Source organism: Brevibacterium sp. 2SA (assembly GCF_005502845.1).
Classification (GTDB): domain Bacteria; phylum Actinomycetota; class Actinomycetes; order Actinomycetales; family Brevibacteriaceae; genus Brevibacterium.
The window spans coordinates 1-21,705 of record NZ_SCMW01000010.1 but is presented as its reverse complement, the minus strand read 5'-3'; the positions used below and the strand labels follow the sequence as shown (position 1 = coordinate 21,705).

The following is a 21,705-nucleotide window of genomic DNA, read 5'->3' as shown; positions in this document are numbered from 1 at the left end:
GTGTTTCAGAATACCGTTCGAAGCTGAGGACTGAGGAAGTCGGGGCGTCATGCACCGAGAGGCGTTGGCATGTATCGCGAGGTGAGGATCCCGCGACTCCGTGCTGCGCTGTGGGTGTCCGTCCCTGACGTGGGAAGGCGACTTTCGACGTCCGGTGGGATTCACCGATCGGTGGTGGCTGCCGGGACAACGGCGTCGGACCACGGCGAGGACGGCGCCACTGCTGATGTCATCGTCCCCGATGGGTGCATGGATCTCATCGTCCTCGACTCCGGAGTCGTCATCGCAGGTGCTGATTCCACCGCTCGCCGAATCGCTCCTGCGCTGAACCCCGCGGTTGGTCTGCGCTTCGATTCCGGCATTCTGCCGCAGCTGCTGACGACGTCGGCCGCGGAACTCGCCGACCGCGTCACCCCGCTCGGAGACGTCGTCCGTCTGCGGCCGTTGATATCGGGATCGCACGGTGCCGGTCCGATGATGTCCGCCGCGCCCACGTCGAGCACTCTCGCCGAGGTGGTTCGAACGTGGGTCGACGGTGCGTCAGGTCTCTGGGATGACCGCGGGTTGCCGGGTGGCGACGGGGGCACGCAGGCTGCGGTGTTCGGAGAGAGCGTGGAGAGGCTCGTCCGAATAGGCGAAGCACTCGTCCGCGGCACGGAGATCGATCGGCGCCCACTCGAGTTGGCGAGTGCCCTCGCCTTCGCTCCGGAGTCGCCGGCATCGACGATCGCCGAGGTGGCCGCCGACTTCGCCTATTCCCCGCGGCAGCTGCGGCGGCTCTCAGGAGCGTGGTTCGGGTATGGGCCGAAGCATCTCGCGAAGATCCTGCGGTGGAGGACTGCCCGCAAACTCCTGGATGCGGGCCACACTCGCACGAGCGCGGCGGCCCGTGCCGGTTATGCCGATGCCTCCCACTTCTGGCGGGATGAGCGCTCGCTGCTGGGTCGGTGAGAGCCTGAGTTCAGGTCAGTGCGTGGGATTCAGTTCTGCGCTGCGAAGAGGTCGATGGTGTTCCCGTCGGGGTCGGAGATCACGGCGTAGCGCTGTCCCCAGAAGGCATCCCAGGGTCCCTTGACGACTGCGGCCACGGGGTCGTCGTCGTCGCTGCCCTCGGTGAGCTGGGCGAATGTCGCATCGACGGCCTCGGCGGTGGAGCAGTCGAAGGCGAGTGACATCTTGTGGCCGCCGGTGGGCCACGTCCACTGGGGGTCGATTCCGAGCATGACCTCTTCGGTGTCGAGGAGGACTCGGAGGCCGCCAGTCGAGAGCTCGGAGTGCGGTGCTTCCGGACTTCCGTCGACCAGGTTGAGGCCGAGAGCCTGATAGAAGGCCAGTGCCTTGGCCATGTCTGCTGTCACGATGGAGATGGCGTCGAGTTTCATACCGTCAACTTTCATACCGTCAACGCTAGGGCCGAGGCGTCTGGCCGGGCATGAATGATTCGGCCATGTTCGGGGGTGAACCAGGTTCAGGGCAGCGGTTCAGAAGGGTGGGGGCTCGCCGTTGTCCCAGACCCATTCCTGTTGTGCGGGGTTCTTCCATCGGATGCCGCCTGCCCGTGGCATCCACCCCGGGGTTCCGGTCTCCCCGCAGGCCGGTCCTGGACATTCGGGTCCGGTGCGCACTGGGCCAGGGGCCGGCGTCGAATCGGGTGGTTCAGCGACCAGTGGTGGAATGCCGGGAGCATCAAGATCGTCATCCGGGTTGCTTGTGCTGGGACTGCTCGTGCGGGGACTGCTTGTGAATGGCTCGTCCGCGTCGGGGGCACGGCTGCCCGGGTCGGAATCATCGGTGCTGCTGACGGAGACTGGGGCGGGGCTGTTCTCGTCGGAATCGTCGTCGGTGCCGCTGACGGTGCGGGCGTTGATGAGGCGTGCGTTCTCGACGTTGACAGGGTTGTCCCCGGGGTGTGTGGTGACGCGGGTGCCGTGGGCGAAAGTGTATTCGGCGATCCCCGGAGTTCTCATTCTCACGGTGAGGAGGCGGTCGGTCTTCTGCTGGTGGTGCTGCTTGCAGAGGGGGTGGAGATTGCCGAAGACGGTCAAGCCCCCGAAGTCGGGGTTGTCGTGATTGAACGGGTCGATGTGGTCGATTTCCGCGGTCGCGGCCCGGCGGCGGCATCCGGGCACAGTGCACCATTGCCACTGCGCGGCCAGTGTGGTTCTCACTGGTGTGGGGATGTGGTAAGTCTTGGCTTTCGCATCGATGGGGGTGCCGGTGGCGGGATCGGTGAGGATCCTGGTCCAGGTGCGGCAGCTCCCGGCGATGAGCCGGGCTTGGTCAGCGGGCAGAGGGGTGCCGTCGGGAAGGGTGCCGGGCAGGTTGCTGTGGCCGGTGAGGGTGGTACAGGGCACGGTGATGAGCATCCGTGCTTGCATGGCCATCCAGTAGGGGCTGGTCGGCGCTTCGAGGGTAAGGGAGTACTGGGATCGGCCCTGGTCGTCGAGTCCGGCGTCGGCGATGCGGGTCAGAACCGCCCGCAGCGCGGCACCCGGTGACCGTGGCGGTGGGGGTGGCGACTCCTCGTCTTTGGATTCGCTGTCGTCGTTGCCGGCTATCGCGGGGATTGTTGGTGCTGATGCGGCTGCGGACTCGTCCGAGTGACTCGATCCGGTCTCTGCATCGTCGGTGGGCGCTGTCTCAGCGTCGGCGGCGACCGCGTCGGCGGTGACAGCCTCGGCGGTGGTGTCGTCCGTCGGGCCGGCGTCGGCGGGGCGTGCCTCGTGGTGGGGAGGGCCTGCAGTGTCGGCGGCCGTGGTGATGGCGGTGGCGATGTCGTCCATCGTGGCGGAAGTGTCGAGGTCGAGGGGAATGCTGCGGTCCGCGGTGGCGCCGGTGTCGGTGTCATGGGCGCGGATGGTCAGAGTCAGGCGAGGGGTGGTGCTGGTGAGGATGTCGAACATGAGGGCATCGATGCTGCGGACGTCCTCGATGACGGCATCTGCGGGGAGTTGGTCGGCGAAGGCCGCGGTGTTGCCAGCGCGGATAGCTTTGGCGAAGGCTTCGATGCGCAGGTAGCAGGCGTGGAGTTCAAGGGCGGATCCGGTGAGCATCAGGCATGCGGAGCCGTCGTCGTGGGTGGTCAGTGATACCCGTCGGCGTTCGTGGGCGGTGTGGGTGCGGTCGTCTGCCGGTTCTATGACGTTGATCTTCAAGGCCAGTGACTTCTTGAACGTTTGGATGGTCACATCGGGGCGGCGGTGGCACAGGTAGTCGTCGATGAGAGGCAGGTGGCGGAACGCGACGTTACTGCAGAGGCGGGTGGCTGCCAGGGCGTGTTCGATGGTGAAGTCTCCGGCTTGGCATCGAGCGTGGAATTTCGGGAGGCCGTGGATGAGGGTCATGGCGTCGATGACATGGGAGTAGGTGTGCGCGATGGTGGTGCCGCGTATCGCGGTGAGTTCGGCGATGTCTTCGGCGTGGGAGTAAGTGTGGACCCAGGCGTTGAAGGTGCGGTCGGGGGAGAAGCGGGGGAACCCGGGCAGCGCCGGCGATGCGGGCTGTTTGGCCTGCGGGTCCGGGGCTGAGTCGTTTGTCGAACCGAACTCTGAATCACTGCCGGCCTGGCCCGTGCTGCCGGTGCCGGCCTCACCTGCGCAATCGAAGCCGAGCTCGGCCGCGTCATCGGGGCTGGACGTCGCGGGCGCATCGGGGTCAGAAGGTGCGCCGGCGACAGAGGGAGCGTCGGTTGCGAACCGGTCGTCAGCGCCGGGTAGGCCGCTGGAGGACTCGGAGGCGTCGTCGGGAGCATCAACCCCACCACCGAGAGCGGCTCCCCCGATACCGGTGCCAGTGTCGCTGTCGGTCTCGCCGTCGGTGACCCAGTCGGCGGTGCAGCCCTGGGCTCGGGCGAAGCGGCGGACGGTCTCGGTGAAGGTGGCGTGTTGGTAGGGGGTGCCGGGGCGGGGATTGAGGAGATTGAGGTGGGTGATCGTGTCGGAGAGGAAGAGGCCGGCAGTGGTCTCGAGCGCGGCGAGTTGAGCCTGGTCGCAGGCGGCGTAGACGGTGAACGCCGCGGCGTAGGGAGAGGAGGCGTCGATGTCGACACGGGCCGGAAGAGCGCCAGGTGTGTCCCCGGAAGGAGCGGATGCGATTGTGTCGGTCACTGGGTTTCACCTGTCTTCCCACGTCAGCGTGGCTGATGACAACAGTGTAGTTCACGTCACATTCGATGTCAATGAATATTTCGAAATTTGTTCGAACGGAAGATTCATTCGTTTCGTCGTGCTCAGTGATTATCGATGGATGAGGGATCGGCGTGGTGAGGTGCTGCGAGGGTGTGCTCAGCGGTCGCGTGTGGCGACGTGAGGGTGTGGGGGCGTGCGAGCCGGTCCGGGGGCTGTGCCGCAATTGCGAGGCCTCACAGTCGCGCCTGATGAGAATGCGGGCGGGGGTGACCAAGGGCGGCGGACTCCTCCTGGAGCAGGGGATCCCTCAATGCGCCGGCCGAAGGTGCGCACTCGATTCGGGCGCCCTGCTCGTGGTCACTCCGCACGCGGTGCTTCGCGTCAGCTTGTCGACGGCCGAGCCTATCGGTCCCTCGCGGCAGCAGTTCTGGTCTGCTGCTCCGCGCGGGCGCGGAGCCGCTCGACAAAGCCGCAGCTCTGCTCCGCGCGGCCGCTTCACCGCTCCGCGCCTGCGTAGTTCAGCTCCGCGCACTTGCCGTGCCGTGCCGCGCTGCCCTACTCCGCGAGGTAGGGCTCGAAGACGGCGCGGACCTCGTCGGTGAGGGGGGTGGGCCGGCCGGTCTCGCGGTCGATGTGGACGAGGACGACGTCGGAGTCGAAGACCTTCCGCCCGCTCTGGTCGCCGCGCGTGTTGATCGTGAACGACGAGTTTCCGATCTTCGTGACCACGGCGGTGAGTTTGAGCTCCGGTCCGTACATGACGGGCACGAGGTAGTCGATCGACTGGTGGGCGACGAGCAGTCCGCCCGAGGTGATGTGCGACGCCCTGACGTGATGCATCCAGCGGACCCGGCACTCCTCGATGAGCGTGATCATCCGGGCATTGTTGACGTGGCCGAGCAGATCCTGATCGGACCAGCGCACCTCGGGAGAGTACTCGAACGTCTTCACGGCCACTCCTTCCATTCCCGGACTCCGTCTGTCGGGCACGACACTTCGCCTGTCAGGCACGACACTTCGTCTGTCGGGCACGAAACTTCGTCTGTCGGGTACGACGATTCCGCCAGCTGGGCGTCATTGTCGAAACTGATCGAACGTTCTACAGTAAATCAGGATCTGTCGGCGAAGGTGAAATCGACGAAAGGGAGATCAATGGAGTCTGCCCCCACTGCCTCAGCCCCCGGCATGCTCGACGGGGTGCGCGTCCTCGACCTCGGCGGCATCGGGCCGGGTCCGTTCGCGACGATGATGCTCGCCGACCTCGGCGCCGAGGTGATCCGTCTCGACCCGCCGACGAGCACCGGTCAGCCGATGAATCCCGTCCTCGACCGGGGCAAGCGCTCGGTGACCGCGGACTTCAAGACCGCCGAAGGAATCGCCCTGGCCAAGGCGATCGCCGCCGGCAGCGACATCGTCGTCGAAGGCTTCCGCCCCGGCGCTGCCGAGCGGCTCGGACTCGGGCCCGACGACCTGCGCGCTCTCAATCCCGCCCTCGTCTACGGCCGGATCACCGGCTACGGACAGGACGGCCCGAAGTCCCAGAAGGCCGGCCACGACCTCGGCTACATTGCTTCGACGGGACTCCTTAGCCAACTCGGCCGCGCCGACGGACCGCCGCAGTTCCCGGCCAACCTCCTCGGCGACTTCGGGGGAGGGGGCATGCTCCTCGTCGTCGGCGTACTCGCCGGCCTCACGCATGCCCGCGCCACCGGCGAGGGCACCGTCGTCGACGCCGCGATGGTCGACGGCGCCAACCTCCTCTACGCGATGATGCACGGGTTCGCCGCGATGGGCCTGTGGCGCCACGACGCCCGCGGCCGCAACCTCCTCGACTCCGGGGCGCCGTTCTACGACGTCTACCCGACTGCCGACGGCCGACACCTCGCCATCGCCTGCATCGAGCCGCCGTTCTTCGCCGCGTTCGTCCGCGCCCTCGATCTCGAGGATGATCTCCCCGAGCCGCTGGGCACCCTCGACCATTGGAACCCGCAGCACTGGCCGGCCCTGCGCGCCCTCATCGCCCCAGCGATCGCCGCCCGCACCCTCGCCGAGCTCGACGGCCTCTTCGCCGGCGTCGACGCATGCGTCGAACCCGTGCTGACGATGGCCGAGGCGAAACGCGACGAGCACAACCGGGCCCGCGGCCTCTTCGCCACCGCCACCGACGCCGCCGCCGATGCCGCCGGTGTCGACCAGCCCAGCCCCGCGCCGAGGTTCGGTGGCACGGGTGCCCCGGAGCCGCCTCGGCGCGCTCCGCAGATCGGGGACGACACCGCCGCGGTCGTTGCGGAACTCAGCGCAGACCGCACGTGACCTGCAACGCAACCGTGTGCCAATCGTGACCTGCGGTCCAAATCGGGTGCGGTAGTGTGAATGGCGCCGGAGGGTCGAGAACCGCCCGGCGCCCCTTTCCCCGACGGAGCGAAGCAGTATGAGCAATGGGACCCAGTCGATCGATCGAGCCGCAGAGATCTTGTCGCTGGTCGTCAAGGCCGACGATCCGATCTCGTTCACCGAGGTGGTCGAGGCCACGGATCTCGCCCGATCGACAGTCTCCCGCCTGCTCTCCGCGCTCGAGCGCAACGGCCTCGTCGAACGCAACGCCGAGGGTCACTTCCGCGGCGGCTCCCTCTTCGCGACGTACGCCTCCCGCTTCGACCGGGTCGAGACGCTCGTCGCCGCCGCCGACCCCATCCTCCAGCGCCTGAGCGAGGAGACCGGCGAGACCGTCAACCTCGCGGTGCCCAGCTCGAACGCCGTCGTCCAGATCGCGCAGGTCGACTCGACGTACGTCCTCGGGGCGACGAACTGGGTCGACGTCAAGGTGCCCTCCCACGCCTCGGCGCTGGGGAAGGTGATGTTCGCGTTCCGCGCGATCCCCGTGCCGACCGGGCGTCTCGAACGCCTCACCCCGCGCACGCTCGGATCGCGGAAGGAGCTGCTGGCCGACCTCGCCGAGGTGCGCGACCGCGGGTTCGCGATCGTTCACGAGGAGTTCGAGCCGGGCCTCGACGCCCTCGCCGCCCCCGTGCTCGGCACCGATGACCAGGTCATCGCCGCCGTCGGCATCTCCGGCCCGACGATGCGCATCGCTGAGCACCATGACCGGTTCGGTGAGCTCCTCATCGCCGAGGCGGGGCTGCTGTCCCGCAGCCTCAAACGCAAGGTCAGCCACCGGTAGGTCGGCGTCCTCCCCCACCGAGGCGGGTGAGCTTGTCCGGATTGTTGACCTGCCGCAGCCCGTGGATGAGTCCGTCGGCGCCGAGGTCGATCTCGAGCACTCGGGTGTCGCCGTCGCGGCGGATCGCCATGGCCAGACCCCCGTTGATCTCGAGGATCGCCCCGATGTGCGCGCCGTCGAGGTCGACAGGGGTGAGCACGCCGGCGAAGAAGCGGGCGATCCGCGCTGACCCGAAGACCGGGTTGACGGCACTTCTCACCTTTCCGCCGCCGTCGCTCCAGTAGACGGCGTCCTCGGCGAGCAGGAGCGGCAGGGCGGCTGCGAGGTCGCCGCTGTGGATCGCCTCGGCGAGGCGGCCCAACGCGGCCGGGTCAGCGGGCCGGGAGACGTCCCGGTCGAGGTCGAGCCGGCGAGCGGCACGCGAGACGAGCTGCCGCACCGCGGCCGCTGACTTGCCGAGGATCTCGCCGATCTCCTCGGCGGGCAGGTCGAAGGCGCGGGAGAGGACGAGCGCAGCGCGGGATTCGGGGCTGAGCTGATCGGCGAGGTGGAGGAGGGTGAGTGAGAGGAGCTCACGGTTGGCCAGGGCCTCCTCGGGCAGCGCCTCGGTGGCGATCGGCTCGGGCAGCCACGGGCCCGGGTAGTCCTCCTTGATGCTCGCGAGGTGCCGGGCGCGATCGATCGCCTTCCGGGTGCCGACCGTCGTCAGCCACGCCGGCCACGACCGAATCTCGGAGGCCGCCTCCCGTTCGGCGACGACCGCGGCGATGCCGACCTCGGAGACGACATCCTCGGCGTGCCCGACGTCCCCGAGCATCCGATACGCGATGCCGAAGAGCCGGCCCCGGCTCTCGTCCCAGGCGCGGGCCGCCGGTGACTCGGAGTGCGTGACATCCACAGTCCCCAATCTAGATCACAGTTCCCACTCCAGATCACGGAGCGGGTGTCGCGGGGGCGCCCCCGGAATCCCCCGACTCTCCCGCATCCCCGGAGCCGTCGACGACCGGCACGGTCTCGGTGGAGATCGCCAGCCGGTTCCACACATTGATCGTCGAGATCGCCACGAGCAGGTCCCCGATCGCCTCGGCGTCGAAGTGGGCGGCGACGGCGTCCCAGATCTCATCGGTGACGCTGTCGGGTCCGATCCGCGTCACCGCATCGGTGAGGGCGAAGACGCTGCGTTCGCGGTCGTCGAAGAGCGCGCCCGCATGCTGCCAGGCCGAGACGGCGATGATCTTCCGCCACGGCATGCCCATGGCGGCGAGATCGGTCGAGTGCATGTCGACGCAGAATCCGCAGCCGTTGACGATCGAGGCGCGCAGCTTGATGAGGTCGTAGAGTTCGGCGCCGAGCGCCTCCCGGCAGTACGTGTCCATGCGGGCGACGTTGGCGTAGGCCGTCCTGTTGATCTCGCCGATGCTCATGCGTGTCATGGGTGTTCCCCTCTCTCCGGTTCGTGTCCCGAACCCCGTCTGGAGACGGGCGCACCGCAGCGCCCGTCAACAGTGATGTCGGATGGGCGGAGGGAAGTGTGACACCGGCGCGTGAGCGAGTCGACTCAGGACGTCACCGAGGCGGGATCGGGGTCGCCGAGGAGCTCGAGCTGCCTGCGTCGCCACGCCTCGGTGTCCTTGACCTGGTTGAACGTGTAGATGTGCAGTCCCGAGACCCCCATATACGGGTCGGCGAGGACGGGGGAGAGGCGGTCGAGGAACCTCCGCGGGTTGTAGCCGCCGGGCTTGGCCATCCGCGTGAACGTCGCCGTGTTCTTGCGCAGGAACCGCGTCGATTCGCCGACGCCGATCTTCGTCGCGACCTTGGCGAGCTTCGCGAGCTCGACCTTGCCGGCGATGCCGAGGATGAGGGGCATCTCGATCCCGCGCGCCCGGACGCGGGCCAGCCACGTGCTGACGATGCCGGGGTCGAAGCAGAGGTTCGAGACGATGTGCGTGGCGTAGTCGCGTTTGTCCCACATCGCCTGGACGGTGACGTCGTCGGGGATGAGCGGATGCGACTCGGGGTAGGCGGCCACTCCGATCTGCGTGATCGGCGGGGCGAGGCTCGTGAGGTCGACGAGGAGGTCGAGTGCGCTCGCATAGCCCCCGGCCGGCGGCGTGGCGTCACCGGCGGGAACGAAGATCGTGGCGATCCCGGCGCGCCCGAGGCGGTCGATGATCTCCTCGAGTTCGGTCCGGCCCTGGACCATGCGGGCGGCGATGTGCGGCACGGCGGTGTAGCCGCGGGCCTGGAGCGCCTCGGCGGTGGACAGGGTCGCCTCAAGGCCCATTCCCGTCGAGGCGGTCACCGTGATCGTCCGACCTGGGGCGACGTGGTCGCTGATGCGATCGACGATCCCGGCAGTGGGGAGGACCTCGTAGCGGGCGGACTTGAGAAGTGTGCGAAGAGCGGACACGGACACCATTGTCTCCTTCCGGCGGGGGCAGGGACCCGATCGCGGCTGCAGCCGATACGCCGTCTCACGCGCCGGCCAAATTACCGGTCGGAAGTCCTTGCTTCTGCTGTGCCGACGATTCTACACTCAAACCACCCATAATATGGGAATTGAGTTCCATAATATAAAACTGTGGAAGCAGGGGGAAACCCATGGACAACAATGTTCCGACCGTTGATCAGAGCGACAGAGGCGTCCCGATCAACCTGAGGCAGTCCGGCCCGACCCCAGTGGAGATGCTCATCGACACCCGCGTGCGGAAGTCCCCGTACTGGGAGCTGTCGATGGAGCAGGGGTGCTGGCGGGCATCGATCTACAACCGCATGTACCACCCGCGCGGCTACATCTCCCGTGAGGACGGCGGGATGATGGCCGAGTACCAGCCCCTCGTCAACGACGTCACCCTGTGGAACGTCGCCGTGGAACGGCAGATCCAAGTCAAGGGTCCCGACGCCGAGGCGTTCGTCAACTACGTCATCACCCGCGACGCGACGAAGATCCCGGTGATGCGGGCCCGCTACGTCATCCTCTGCAATGAGGAGGGCGGCATCCTCAACGACCCGATCCTCCTCCGCGTGGCGATCGACGAGTTCTGGTTCAGCCTCTCCGACACCGACCTCATGCTCTGGCTCCAGGGCGTCAACGTCGGGAAGAAGTTCGACGTCACGATCCAGGAGATCGACGTCGCGCCCGTGCAGGTCCAAGGTCCGAAGTCCGTCGACGTCATCGCCGATCTCGTCGGCGAGGAGGGGCGCGACCTGCCGAGCTACGGCCTCATGGAGGCCCAGGTCGGCGGCCACGACGTCATCATCTCCCAGACGGGGTTCACCGGGGAGAAGGGGTACGAGATCTACCTCAAGGACGCGACGAAGTACGCCGAGGACATGTGGAATGCCGTGCTCGCCGCGGGTGTCCCCTACAACCTCCGCGTCGTCGCCCCCAGCCACCACCGGCGGATCGCCGCGGGCATCCTCTCGTGGGGCCAGGACATGGACTTCGAGACGCTGCCGTTCCAGGTCAACCTCGGCTACCAGGTGCCGCGGAAGAAGGAAGCCGACTACATCGGCAAGGCACGCCTCGAAGAGGTCCGTGAGCAGATCGAGGCGGGCAACCCGCCGTATCGGACGCAGCTCGTCGGACTCGTCCTCGGCGGCAACCCGATCACGGACTACGCCCCGGACTTCTGGCTCGTCAGCGAGGACCCCGAGTCCGATCCCGTCGGCTACGTGACCTCGCCGTGGTACTCGCCGGAGCTCGAGTCGAACATCGCGATGGCCCACGTGCCCGTCGGCAAGGCGGAGCTGGGCACCGAATTCTGGGTGCACCTGCCCGAACCGTATGCGGACACCCCCGGAGTGCCGGTGCGCGCCGAGGTGGTCGAGATGCCGTTCCGTCCGAGCGTCAACCCCAACCAGCGCGAACGCCTCAAGGTCAGGGGACTCGACGCCGCGATCTGAGCCGGCGCACCCGGACAGTCCGGAAGGCTGTCCCACCGATCCGGGCGCGGTCACTGTGCGAGAAGCCGGTGGCCGCGTTCGCACGTCCGGACGGCAGGGGCGCACCTGTGGGACGCGGCGGAGGCGCTCACCGGCCCGGCTTGGTCCACTCGAGCGTGTACCTGAACCCGACTCTGTGCCGGAGCCGCGCGCCGGGCAGGTGACGGCGGGCCGCCTCGGCGATCTCATCGAACGTCATCGTCGGATCCGTTACCGGGAACGGGTCGCGTGGACGCTCGGACGGGGGAGGGTCCACGTCCGGTCCGCCGACCCGCTCGCCCCCTCGCCGAGGTGGGGCGTTCTTCATCATCCCAATGAGCGGGTTCGTCACGACCGAGATCCCCTCCCAGAGGAAGTCCCGCGGAGTCGCCGAGAGCGCGAGTCCGACGACGAGGAGCCGACCGCCGGGGGAGAGGAGGCGGGCCGCCTCGGCGAAGGTCTCCTCGACGTCGAGGTGATGGAGCGCGGCGACCATCGTGATGAGATCGATCGGCTCCGGTTCGGTGTCGGGCTCGAGGTCGCGCAGCTGAGCGGCGTCGATGGTGACGTTGCCCAGGCCGGCGCAGCGCCTGCGCGAATCAGCGCGCATCGCCGCCGAGGTGTCGGTGCCGTGGACGTGCCGGAACTCACCGGCGAGTCGGGCCAGGAGTGCGCCCTGACCGCAGCCGACCTCGATCGCACCGCGTCTGCGAGCAGGCAGGCCGGCAACGATCCACGGGTGGAAGTGGTCGTTGTGGCTCCACGGGAACCGGTCGTTGAGCCGGCGCATCGTCCGGGCGAACGGAGTCACCGCCGCATCCGCGCCTTGACCTTCGCCAGGAGCTCCGCCTCGGCGTTGGGGCCGGCCTTGACTCCGCCGGGCAGGCGGAGCATGAAGATGACGCCGACGATGAGCCAGGCGGCGAACATCGCCCACGACTGCCAGGCCAGCTGCGCGGAGAACGGGGTGATCGGGATGTAGAGGATGAAGAGGACGAGGGTGAGCACGGCGGCGATGACGCCGATGACCATGCCGCCGTTTCCGGCACCGCCGATGCGCAGGGGACGGGCCATGTCGGGTTCGTTCTTCCGCAGGACGATGAACGCGATGCTCACGAGGAAGTAGGCGATGACGATCGCCGGCGACCCGGCATCGACGATCCAGCCGAGGGCCGCCGCGCCGAGGAACGGTGCGAGTGCGGAGAGGATGCCGATGAAGATGATCGAGTTGACCGGGGTGCGGTACTTCGGGTGGAGCTTGCCGAACCACGCGGGAATCATCCCGGCAACGGCCATCGCCCACATCAGCCGTGAGGAGCCCATGAGGAACGCGTTCCACGAGGTGATGATGCCGGCCAGGCCGCCGGCGATGACGATCTTGCCCCACACGGGCGAGCCGAACATCGCCGCGAGCGCATCCGCGGTGACGAGGTCGTGGCTGGTCAGCTCCGAGGCGGGGATCGCAAGCGAGGTCATCCAGATGATGACGATGTAGAACACGATCGCCATGAGCACGGAGACGACGACGAGCTTGCCGATCTTCTTCGCCGGCAGCTTGATCTCCTCGGCCGACTGCGGGATGACGTCGAAGCCGACGAAGAGGAACGGGACGACCGCGACGACGCCGATGAACCCGGCCGCACCGCCGGTGAAGAGGGGTTCCGTGTTCGCGGGGTCGCCGCCGACGAGTCCGCCGGTGAGCAGGAGGAGGGCGACGATGATGAGGAACGAGACGACGAAGGTCTGGACGAGGGAGGCCAGGCGCACACCGCGGATGTTGATCCAGGCGATGACGATCGCGGTGACCGTGCCGATGAGAGCCCACGTGAGGTAGACGTCGGTGTCGGCGATCGTCCACAGTTTGATGTACTCGAGATCGGGGAAGAGGTAGAGCGCGGTCCGCGGCACGGCGACCGCTTCGAACATGACGACGCTGATGTAGCCGCCGGTGATCGCCCACGACCCGAACAGCGAAATCTTCGGGCCCATCGCCCGGATGAGGTAGTTGTGCTCACCGCCGGCGTGCGGCATCGCGGCGACGAGTTCGGAGTAGACGGTGCCGACGAAGCACATGATGATGCCGCCGACGGCGAACGCGAGGATCGCCCCCAAGGTTCCCGCCCCGGTCAGCCATTCCCCGGTGAGGACGACCCAGCCGAAGCCGATCATCGCACCGAAGCCGATGAACAGGGCGTCGACGGTGCCCAGTGCCTTGACGAAGCCGTGGCCTCTGTCGTCCGTCTCTGCGTGCTGAGTGCTCATGGCGCCTCCCTCATCGTGTGCTGCTGACCCCGCCGAGGTGGCAGGCCGTTCCCGCAGAGGTGACCGTTCGTGTCCCTTGCCGTTCCCCGTGGGTACATGCACAGTAACAGGATTCTGAGAGTTTACTTGGCGGTAGTTGAGGCATTTCGGGGTACGACGATGTCGGGTGCTAGATTTCCCTCTGTGCACAGCACACATCGAAATGCGATCGTCCGGGTGGTGATGGGATACCTGACGGCGTTGGTCGTCGGGACCGGTCTGCTCATGACCCCCGCCGCGACCGTGGCGCCGGGCGGGATCTCACTGCTGTCCGGACTCTTCACAGCCACCTCGGCGCTCAGCGTCACCGGCCTCGTCGTCCTCGACACCGGACAGGACTTCACGTTCTTCGGTCAGATCGTCATCGTCTGCCTCATCCAGGTCGGCGGTCTCGGCGTCCTCCTGCTCACCACGCTCCTCGCCCTCGTCGTTGCCGGACGTGCCGGCCTGCGGCTGCGCCAGTCCGTGGCGTCTGAGACGAAGAGCTCGGGAATCGGCGGGATCAAGCCGATGGTCCTGCGCATCATCGGACTCACCCTGACCACCGAGGCGGTCGTCGCGGTCCTCCTCTACCTGCGGTTCCGGTTCTTCTACGGCGACCCAGTCGGGGAGGCCGTGTGGAGCGCGATCTTCCACGCGATCTCCGCCTTCAACAACGCCGGGTTCGGACTCAACAGGGACAGTCTCATGGCCTATGTCGCCGACCCGTTCGTGTGCGGGCCGATCGCGATCGCCGTCATCCTCGGCGGGCTGGGCTACCCCGTGCTCATCGAGCTCTTCCGCAAGTACCGCTTCCCACTCACCTGGTCGATGACGACCCGTGCGGTCGTCGTCGTCACCCCCCTCCTCCTGCTCGGCGGCACCGTCTTCATCGCCGCGATCGAATGGACGAACCCGGCGACCCTCGGCGCACTGGACTGGTGGGGACGGATCCAGGCGGCGGCGTTCCAGTCGACGATCACCCGCACCGCCGGCTTCAACTCGATCGACATCTCGGCGATGCACCCGGCGTCGTGGTTCGGCATGGACATTCTCATGTTCATCGGCGGCGGCCCGGCGGGCACCGCGGGCGGGGTGAAGATCACGACCTTCGTCGTCCTCGCCGCGATGACGTGGACCGAGGTCAGCGGCGGCCGCGCGGTCAACCTCTTCGGACGGCGGGTCTCCCGGTCGGTGCACCGTCAGGCGACGACGGTCATCGTCCTCGCCCTCGGTCTCATCGTCGCAGCGACGATGGCGATCATGCTCAACGCCCCCGAGCTGCGCTTCGACCGGATCCTCTTCGAGGTCGTCTCCGCGTTCGGCACCGTCGGGCTTTCGACGGGCATCACCGCGCAGCTGCCGGCGTTCAGCCAGGTCGTCCTCATCATCACGATGATCTTCGGTCGCCTCGGACCCGTCACCGTCGCCTCGGCGTTGGCCCTGCGCTCACGACCCATCCGCTACGAACTGCCCAAGGAGCGCCCGCTCATCGGCTGATCGTGACCGCACCGACCAGACAGACCCTCAGTCCGCGGAAAGGACACAGACATGAACGAGAAATCCTGGCTCGCCCGCTCGGCGGCCTTCTTCGCCGGGGACTCCGAACCGATGGCTGAGGCCGGGGCTGTCGCCGTCATCGGCCTCGGCCGGTTCGGCGGGTCCCTGGCGCTCGAGCTGGCCAAACACGGGGTCGATGTCATCGGCATCGACAGCGACGAAGCCGTCGTCGCTGAGTACGCGGACAAGCTCGCGTTCGCGACCCGGGCGGACGCGACCGACGAGGTGGTGCTGCGTCAGCTCGGCATCGACGAGGTCAGCCGGGTGGTCATCGCGATCGGCAGCGACCTCGAGGCGAGCATCCTCGCCGCCTCCCGGATCCTCAAGCTCGGCAACCGGCACATCTGGGCGAAGGCGATCAGCGAGACGCACGCGGAGATCCTTCACCAGCTCGGCATCCGCAACGTCGTGCGCCCGGAGAACGATATGGGCCGCCGGCTCGCCCATCTCATCCGAGGTCACATCTCCGACTTCCTGCCCATCGACGAGGACTTCGTGCTCGCCCGCACGACCCCGCCGGTCCGCGTCTCGGATGTGCCCTTGGCCTCACTGGGGGTGCGGGCGAAGTACGGGGTGACGATCGTCGCCGTCAAACGCGCCGGCGGGTCGACGTGGGACATCGCCGACCGGGACATGACGCTCTACGCCGACGACGAGATCCTCATCGCCGGCCACCCCCGCGAAGTCGAGGCGTTCAGCGAACTCGACAAGGACACCGAGGGATGAGTTCTTCGACCGTCCGGGTCTGAGTTAGGGGTGGGCCCGGATCTGATTCTGGGTCCGGGTCTGAGTTCGGGCCTGAGTCAGGGTCTCAGTGCGGGTCCGGGCTTCGTCCCCGGTCACGGCCGGACTCGCCGAGGTGGTGCCGGCTCCCCTCAGAAGTCACGCGAGCGCAGCCGCCATGCGGCAAACACCCACCCCAGCACGATCCACGCCGCGATGACTATCACCGCCGGCAGGAACCCGAGGAACTCGGCAGAGCCGGGCTCTGAGGCTCCGCTGATCGAATGGATCGCGGCGAGTGGAAGGAACGGCTGGACCGCCTCGGCGATACCGGCCGGCAGCCACGATGCCAGGGTCGAGGCGATGATGAGCCCGAGCGACGCGAGCAGGCCGGCCGCCAGCGAACCGAATCCGAACGCGACGACCACGGCGAGCGCAGCGAACACGACGGGCATGAGCGCGCTGCCGAACAGCAGGCGGAGATGATCGGACGCCGTCGCCGCGGAAAGGGCCGACGACCATGAGGCATCGGTCAGGGCGGCGGCCAGGCACACCGCGACCACGCTGACGGCGAGGGCCGTGAGCAGAGCGGTGAGGCCGGCGACGACAGCGACGAGCGCTGCCTTCGCGGTGATGACCACCGAGCGCCGCGGCAGGCGGATGAGAGCATCGGTGATCGCTCCGGTACGGAACTCGACGCCGACGAACCATGCGGCGAAGACGATGAGGACAATGGCTGCGGCATCGAGACCGAGCACACTGGCGGAGACGACGTCGTCCACCTCGGCGGCGGAGATCGGAACACCCCGGGTGATGGGAAAGCTGAGGATGAGCACGGCGGAAGCCACCACCCCGAAGGCCAATGCCGCGCCGGCGAAGCGCCGAGGCGCGCGCAGGGTAAGGAGCTTGATCCACTCTGCGGCAAGGACATCACGCAGACGCCCCGCGGGCAGGGGTGAACCGGAAACCGACCGATGCGCACTGCGGCGGTCGGGTGCGGGGTTGCTGACGGGTGGAGCGTCGCGCTCGGGAGCGTCGGCGGCCCGGGATCGGGGTCGGATCGGCATTCAGTTGTCCTTCGTTTCGGGAGCCGCGTGTGCCGCAGGGTCGGCGTTCGTCGCGGGCGCCGGGGTGCGGGTGAGCCGGAGGAAGATGTCCTCGAGACCGGGTTCGAGCGTGCGCAGTTCGTCGAGGTCGACGCCGAGGCGAACGCTGTCGCGGTAGACGTCGCGGGCGAGAGCCCCGGTGATGAGGGCCGTCGTCCCTTCGGCGGTGACCGTTCGCCCGGTTGCCCGCTGGCTCTGAACGAGCGGTGCCAGATGCGGTCCGGTCACGGACACCCCGGTCTGCGACTGAGCGCGCAGTTCGTCCAAGGAGAGATCGGCGACGAGGCGGCCTGAACGGATGATGATCACGTGGTCGGCGGTGAGCGCCATCTCGGTGAGCAGGTGGCTGGAGAAAAAGACTGTGCGGCTCTGGGCGGCGAAGTCGCGGAGGAACGTCCGCAGCCACGTGATGCCTTCGGGGTCGAGCCCGTTGAGCGGTTCGTCGAGAATGAGCACGGCGGGGTCCGAGACGATGGCTGCGGCGACCCCGAGGCGCTGCCGCATGCCGAGCGAGAGGTGGGCGATGCGCAACGCGCGCGACGTACTCAGCCCCACCTGCTCGAGCACCTCGTCGATCCGCTTCCGGCGCATGGCCGGCGCGATCCCCGACAGGCGCACGATCCAGTCGAGGTGGCCTGTGACGGTGAGGTCGGGAAGCATCCGTTCGGTGGTGAGCAGGGAACCGGCGACGGCAGCCGGGGTGCGGTGCGCCGCCAGCGGTCGACCGCCGATGAGGGCCGTCCCGGAGTCCGGTGCGGTCAGTCCGAGGATCATCTGCAGGGTCGTCGACTTGCCTGCTCCGTTGGGTCCGAGGAAGCCGGTGACGTGACCGGGTCGGACGTCGAAGGTGAGAGCGTCGACGACGCGTGTGCGCCCGAAGCTCTTTGTCAGTCCGCGCACACGGATGCCCGGTTCTGGATTGATCTGTCGCGGTCCGGCTGGATCGGGGGCGTGGGTCAGTCGGAGCAACGACCGACTGTTTTGCGATACGTTCATACTGCAATCGTGAAGCAAGTTGATCGTATTGTAAAGATGCAAGTCGATCGTATTGTAAAATTTCTGCATGCCGAAGATCGTCGACCATGCAGCCCGCCGTGCGGAGATCGTCCACGGGCTGTGGCTGGTCATCTATACACGAGGCATCGACTCGGTCACCTTCAGATCAGTGGCCGAGGCGGCCGGGATTTCGATCGGTCGCGTCCAGCACTACTTCTCCTCGCGGGAGGAGCTCGTCCTCGAGGGCTGCCGGCAGCTCGTCGCGGGAGCGGAACTCGACGATGAGGCTGAGGGTCCGAGCGAGGACGCCGAGCCGGTGGCCGCACTGCGGGACTTCCTTCACGCCTTCATCCCCGAGGGCGAGGCCATGCGGATGGGAGCATCCGTGTGGTTCACCTACATCGCCAAGGCCGTCGGAGACGCGAACATCGCCGAGGTCGTCGTCGACAACGACCACAAAACGGCAGAAGCGGCGAGAAGGCGAGTGGGGGCGGTCAGTGATGCAGTCGGCTCATCCGAGGCGGCTCCCTCATCCGGGCTGACCCCCTCATCAGGTTCCTCGGACAGTCGCGGAGACGACGCTTCCGCACCGGAGGTGTCTTCCGGCCGATCAGCCCGGGACGCCGAGGTCGCGGCACGGGTCGTCGCACTGGCCAAAGGTCTGGCTCAGGACGTCATGCTCGAAGCCCGGTCGCCGGATTCCGCCTACCGCATCCTCGACGACGAAGTGAGCCGGATCGTCGCTGACGCCGCCACGGGCAGCTGACCCTCCCCGGATACGAGTGCCGGCGACCGAGCAGGTGCTCGGTCGCCGGAGATGCGCAGTTGTCGCGAAGCGGTCAGACCAGCTGGAATCGGCGGGATGCAGCCGGTTGGGTCCTTGCCGCGCAGTCGCTGCCCGCGGCGATGTCGTCGTCGGGCGAAGTCGATGAACGTTCAGTCGCCGAGGTCGACGACCTCGAACTCGAGGAGCTCGGCACCCGTCGACACGGGCTCCTTGCCGGTCGACTCGTGTGAGGACTGGCGGTTGGCCTTCCAGTTCTCGAAGTCCTCCTTCGTCGCCCACTGCGTGTAGACGAAGTAGCGGTCGCCACCGGCCGTGGGCCGCAGCAGCTGGAAGCCTTCAAAGCCCGGGGCGTTGTCGACCGAGTGCTTGCGCGCGGCGAAGCGCTTCTCGAGCTCGGGTCCCGCGTTCTCGGGAACCGTGAGGGTGTTGATGGCGACGACCGACATGTCTTCTCCTTGGGGTCGAGGGTGTGTCTGCTGTCTCCTCCGACACTACGACCGCACCCTGGACCGGAGCTGGGCTGTCCGGATGCGGTCACATGGCGTCTCGCCGCCGATGCGATCGCGTGGTGCCTCGGGGTCAGGCCGAATCCGAGTCGCTCACTCATCACCCGAGCGAGAATTGGACGCTCAGTGACGATTTTGCTGCCACGAATCGACACCGAGCGCCCTTTACTCGCCGGGTGTTCGTGGGCGTGCCTGGCTTCGCCCCCACCGGCTCTCGCCACGCCCCCACCGGCTCTTGCCACGCCGCCGGCACCCGCGCCCACCTCGGCCCCGCGTATCTCAGAACGTCGAGTGCGGTGCCCCCATGCCGGGATCGATCTGCGTCGGGCCGCCGGGTCCGGGTGTGACGTCGAAGTCGAACATCGCAGTGGGCAGGTAGACCGTCGCGCACGAGTTCGGGATGTCGACGACTCCGGAGAACCTGCCCTCGATCGGAGCGGCACCGAGCAGCAGATACGCCTGCTCGGGGCTGTAGCCGAACTTCGTGAGGTAGTCGATGGCATGGAGGCACGCCCGCTGGTAGGCCAGCTGCGAGTCGAGGTAGCGCTGCTCCCCGTCGAGGGTGACCGAGGTGCCGGAGAACGCCAGCCACTCCGAGTACTGCGGGTCGGTGTTGCCCGGCTGGAAGATCGCGTTCTCGCTCACCCCGTACGTGTCCATGCCGCCCTTGATGAGGTCGACGCGGAAGTCGATGAAACCGCCCATCTCAATCGCCCCGCAGAAGGTGATCTCCCCGTCGCCCTGGCTGAAGTGGAGGTCGCCGACAGAGAAGTTCGCGCCGTCGACGAACACCGGATAGAAGACTCGGGTGCCCTTCGTGAGGTTCTTGATGTCCTGGTTGCCGCCGTTCTCGCGCGGGGGAGCGGTGCGGGCGCCCTCCTCGGCGACGCGGTCGAAGTCCTCCCCGGTCAGCGAGCCGAGGATCGCACCGTTGGGTTCCGGCGGCAATGCCAGGGGCGGTTCGCGGTCGGGATCGGTGGCGATGAGCGCAGCCTCACGTGTGTTCCACGTCCCGAGCAGGTCCGCACTCGGCGCGGTGCCCATGAGCCCGGGGTGGACGATGCCGGTGAACGAGACTCCCGGGACGTGGCGGGAGGTCGCGGTCCCGCCGCTGAAGTCCCAGATCGCCTTGTACGCATCGGGGAACTGGTCGACGAGGAACGACCCGCCGTTCTCCTTCGCGAAGATGCCCGTGTATCCCCAACCCTGACCGGCGAGCGGGCCCTCCTCCTGCGGGATCGGGCCGACGTCGAGGATGTCGACGATGAGCAGGTCACCGGGCTTCGCGCCTTCGACGGCGACCGGTCCCGAGAGCGCGTGGACGATGTCGACGGGAGCGTCGCGGACGTCGTCGGCGCTGTCGTCGTTCTTGATGAAGCCGTCGAACCATTCGCGGCAGTCCATGCGGAACGAGTCACCGGGCTTGACGTGGACGGCCGCGGGGATGTCGGGATGCCACCGGTTGTGGCCGACGATCTTCTGGTCGGTGAACGGTTTGGTCGAATCGAGCGGGAAGACGACGTCGGGCATGGCACTTCCTTTCCTCGGATCGGCCCCGGTCGAGGCCGATGGCGGTGGCAGTTCTGATGGTGCGGTTGGTGCCGGTGGTACTTCACATGGAGCCGGTGGTGTGGTCGGGCTAGGCTCGCGGCAGCGTCGCGTGCCGAGGATCCCGGCTCACCCGCCTCGGCGAGCGGGATGTTCCTGGGAGCCGGGAGACGACGGCGGGGGCGTCTGCGGTCCTCTTCGTGGCGTCGATGAGCCGGTGGGCACTCGTGTTCCCCACGCCGAGGTGGGGTGAGGCGACGACCGACCGCGCGATTCCGCGGCAGGTGGGGCAGGGCAGAGATGAGGGTTTCTCGGCCATCGCGAAGGAGTGTTCGGTGTCGCCGCATTCGTCGCAGCGGAAGACGTACGTGGGCAATGCGGTCCCCTGACCTCGGTGTCCGAAGGAGCGTTACACCTGCATTCTTACAGCGCGACGTGGTCTGCGGAAGGCTTCGGATGAGAATGCCCGCCGAGGCGGTCGCGCGGTGGGAGTGGGATTCTGGACTCTGAGTGCCGATTCTGCGGCCGGAAACCGTCACTCGGCGTCCAGGATTAGTGGGGTGAGGCCGAATGCGCGGGGCGTCCGAGCGCAGGAGCCTTAGTTCGCAGGGTGAACAGTGGCCGCAGGCATTCGGGCCTCATTTCTCGTCGCGCGTAGTGGCGTCGGCGGCGGCCTCAGGTTTCGGTGTGCTTCGTGGCCTCTGCAACAGCGGCCTCCGCTTCAGCGGCCTCCGCGACGGTGACCTCGGTGAAGGTCAGGCCGGGGGCGAGTTCGTCGGCGGCGCGGCGGATGCGCTCGGCGGTGAGCTCGCTGATCGTCGAGAACTCCCCGTGAAGGCCCCCAACCCCACGCCCTGCGCCTCCGCGCCCACCGCGCAGGCGGTCATGGCGGCGAACCTGCGTGACGAGGGCCAGCGGTCGTTCATCATCGTCCAGACACCGGAGACGCTGCGAGGTGGGCGCG

The 21,705-nt window shown here is 67.6% G+C and carries 19 protein-coding genes and 1 pseudogene; 7 read left to right on the top strand and 13 right to left on the bottom strand.

Features of this window, described 5'->3' with window-relative positions; genetic code table 11:
• Positions 1-174: 174 nt before the first annotated feature.
• Entirely contained in the window at positions 175-951 is a 777-nt protein-coding gene (locus FFS20_RS05950) for a helix-turn-helix domain-containing protein (RefSeq protein WP_171007007.1), read from the top strand.
• A 29-nt stretch (positions 952-980) separates the two neighbouring features.
• Here the strand turns inward: FFS20_RS05950 and FFS20_RS05945 are convergent, their stop codons facing one another.
• The 3 genes from FFS20_RS05945 to FFS20_RS05935 form a co-directional block, all read right to left on the bottom strand.
• The gene (locus FFS20_RS05945) at positions 981-1,382 is read right to left on the bottom strand and encodes a VOC family protein (RefSeq protein WP_137824999.1); all 402 of its coding nucleotides are present in this window, start codon (positions 1,380-1,382) and stop codon (positions 981-983) included.
• Between the two features lie 99 nt (positions 1,383-1,481).
• Positions 1,482-4,106 (bottom strand): HNH endonuclease signature motif containing protein, encoded by a 2,625-nt coding sequence (locus tag FFS20_RS05940; RefSeq protein WP_137824998.1) that lies wholly within the window; start codon positions 4,104-4,106, stop codon positions 1,482-1,484.
• A gap of 576 nt (positions 4,107-4,682) precedes the next feature.
• A complete protein-coding gene (locus FFS20_RS05935) occupies positions 4,683-5,078 on the bottom strand; it encodes a thioesterase family protein (RefSeq protein ID WP_137824997.1) in 396 nt (131 codons plus the stop codon).
• Positions 5,079-5,279: 201 nt separating this feature from the next.
• Here FFS20_RS05935 and FFS20_RS05930 point away from each other — a divergent pair, with 201 nt between their 5' ends.
• A complete protein-coding gene (locus FFS20_RS05930; protein WP_137824996.1) occupies positions 5,280-6,440 on the top strand; it encodes a CaiB/BaiF CoA-transferase family protein in 1,161 nt (386 codons plus the stop codon).
• 118 nt (positions 6,441-6,558) lie between these two features.
• On the top strand, positions 6,559-7,308 hold the full coding sequence (locus FFS20_RS05925; protein WP_137824995.1) for an IclR family transcriptional regulator: 750 nt from the start codon (positions 6,559-6,561) through the stop codon (positions 7,306-7,308).
• Here FFS20_RS05925 and FFS20_RS05920 read toward each other — a convergent pair.
• From FFS20_RS05920 to FFS20_RS05910, 3 genes are all read right to left on the bottom strand, one after another.
• Entirely contained in the window at positions 7,295-8,206 is a 912-nt protein-coding gene (locus FFS20_RS05920; protein WP_249356697.1) for a sigma-70 family RNA polymerase sigma factor, read from the bottom strand. The two genes, FFS20_RS05925 and FFS20_RS05920, sit on opposite strands and share 14 nt — an antisense overlap.
• Positions 8,207-8,240: 34 nt before the next feature.
• Positions 8,241-8,741: a carboxymuconolactone decarboxylase family protein gene (locus FFS20_RS05915; protein ID WP_137824994.1), complete on the bottom strand. Its 501-nt coding sequence runs from the start codon at positions 8,739-8,741 to the stop codon at positions 8,241-8,243.
• Positions 8,742-8,866: 125 nt separating this feature from the next.
• Positions 8,867-9,730: a methylenetetrahydrofolate reductase gene (locus FFS20_RS05910; protein WP_212743294.1), complete on the bottom strand. Its 864-nt coding sequence runs from the start codon at positions 9,728-9,730 to the stop codon at positions 8,867-8,869.
• A gap of 266 nt (positions 9,731-9,996) precedes the next feature.
• Here FFS20_RS05910 and FFS20_RS05905 point away from each other — a divergent pair, with 266 nt between their 5' ends.
• Positions 9,997-11,217 carry a glycine cleavage T C-terminal barrel domain-containing protein gene (locus tag FFS20_RS05905; protein WP_212743293.1) on the top strand — a complete coding sequence of 407 codons (1,221 nt, stop codon included), beginning with the start codon at positions 9,997-9,999 and terminating at the stop codon, positions 11,215-11,217.
• A 127-nt stretch (positions 11,218-11,344) separates the two neighbouring features.
• Here FFS20_RS05905 and FFS20_RS05900 read toward each other — a convergent pair whose 3' ends face one another.
• Entirely contained in the window at positions 11,345-12,046 is a 702-nt protein-coding gene (locus FFS20_RS05900; protein ID WP_249356696.1) for a class I SAM-dependent methyltransferase, read from the bottom strand.
• Positions 12,043-13,497 (bottom strand): APC family permease, encoded by a 1,455-nt coding sequence (locus FFS20_RS05895; protein WP_137824992.1) that lies wholly within the window; start codon positions 13,495-13,497, stop codon positions 12,043-12,045. Before FFS20_RS05895 ends, FFS20_RS05900 begins: the two co-directional genes overlap by 4 nt.
• 222 nt (positions 13,498-13,719) lie before the next feature.
• Here FFS20_RS05895 and FFS20_RS05890 point away from each other — a divergent pair, with 222 nt between their 5' ends.
• Both FFS20_RS05890 and FFS20_RS05885 read left to right on the top strand, forming a co-directional pair.
• On the top strand, positions 13,720-15,015 hold the full coding sequence (locus FFS20_RS05890) for a potassium transporter TrkG (protein WP_249356695.1): 1,296 nt from the start codon (positions 13,720-13,722) through the stop codon (positions 15,013-15,015).
• Between the two features lie 51 nt (positions 15,016-15,066).
• Positions 15,067-15,801: a TrkA family potassium uptake protein gene (locus tag FFS20_RS05885; protein WP_137824991.1), complete on the top strand. Its 735-nt coding sequence runs from the start codon at positions 15,067-15,069 to the stop codon at positions 15,799-15,801.
• 149 nt (positions 15,802-15,950) lie between these two features.
• Here FFS20_RS05885 and FFS20_RS05880 read toward each other — a convergent pair whose 3' ends face one another.
• Positions 15,951-16,865, bottom strand: a complete 915-nt coding sequence (locus tag FFS20_RS05880; RefSeq protein ID WP_137824990.1) for a hypothetical protein — start codon at positions 16,863-16,865, stop codon at positions 15,951-15,953.
• Positions 16,866-17,804 carry an ABC transporter ATP-binding protein gene (locus FFS20_RS05875; protein ID WP_249356694.1) on the bottom strand — a complete coding sequence of 313 codons (939 nt, stop codon included), beginning with the start codon at positions 17,802-17,804 and terminating at the stop codon, positions 16,866-16,868.
• Positions 17,805-17,967: 163 nt separating this feature from the next.
• Between FFS20_RS05875 and FFS20_RS05870 the strand changes: the two genes are divergently transcribed.
• Positions 17,968-18,666, top strand: a complete 699-nt coding sequence (locus FFS20_RS05870) for a TetR/AcrR family transcriptional regulator (protein ID WP_137824988.1) — start codon at positions 17,968-17,970, stop codon at positions 18,664-18,666.
• 170 nt (positions 18,667-18,836) lie between these two features.
• Here the strand turns inward: FFS20_RS05870 and FFS20_RS05865 are convergent, their stop codons facing one another.
• The 3 genes and pseudogenes from FFS20_RS05865 to FFS20_RS17900 all read right to left on the bottom strand — a co-directional run.
• Positions 18,837-19,133, bottom strand: a complete 297-nt coding sequence (locus tag FFS20_RS05865; RefSeq protein WP_137824987.1) for an antibiotic biosynthesis monooxygenase — start codon at positions 19,131-19,133, stop codon at positions 18,837-18,839.
• Between the two features lie 339 nt (positions 19,134-19,472).
• Positions 19,473-20,723 carry a formamidase gene (gene fmdA / locus FFS20_RS05860; protein ID WP_137824986.1) on the bottom strand — a complete coding sequence of 417 codons (1,251 nt, stop codon included), beginning with the start codon at positions 20,721-20,723 and terminating at the stop codon, positions 19,473-19,475.
• 693 nt (positions 20,724-21,416) lie between these two features.
• Positions 21,417-21,705, bottom strand: a pseudogene (locus FFS20_RS17900) (hypothetical protein); the annotation flags it as partial.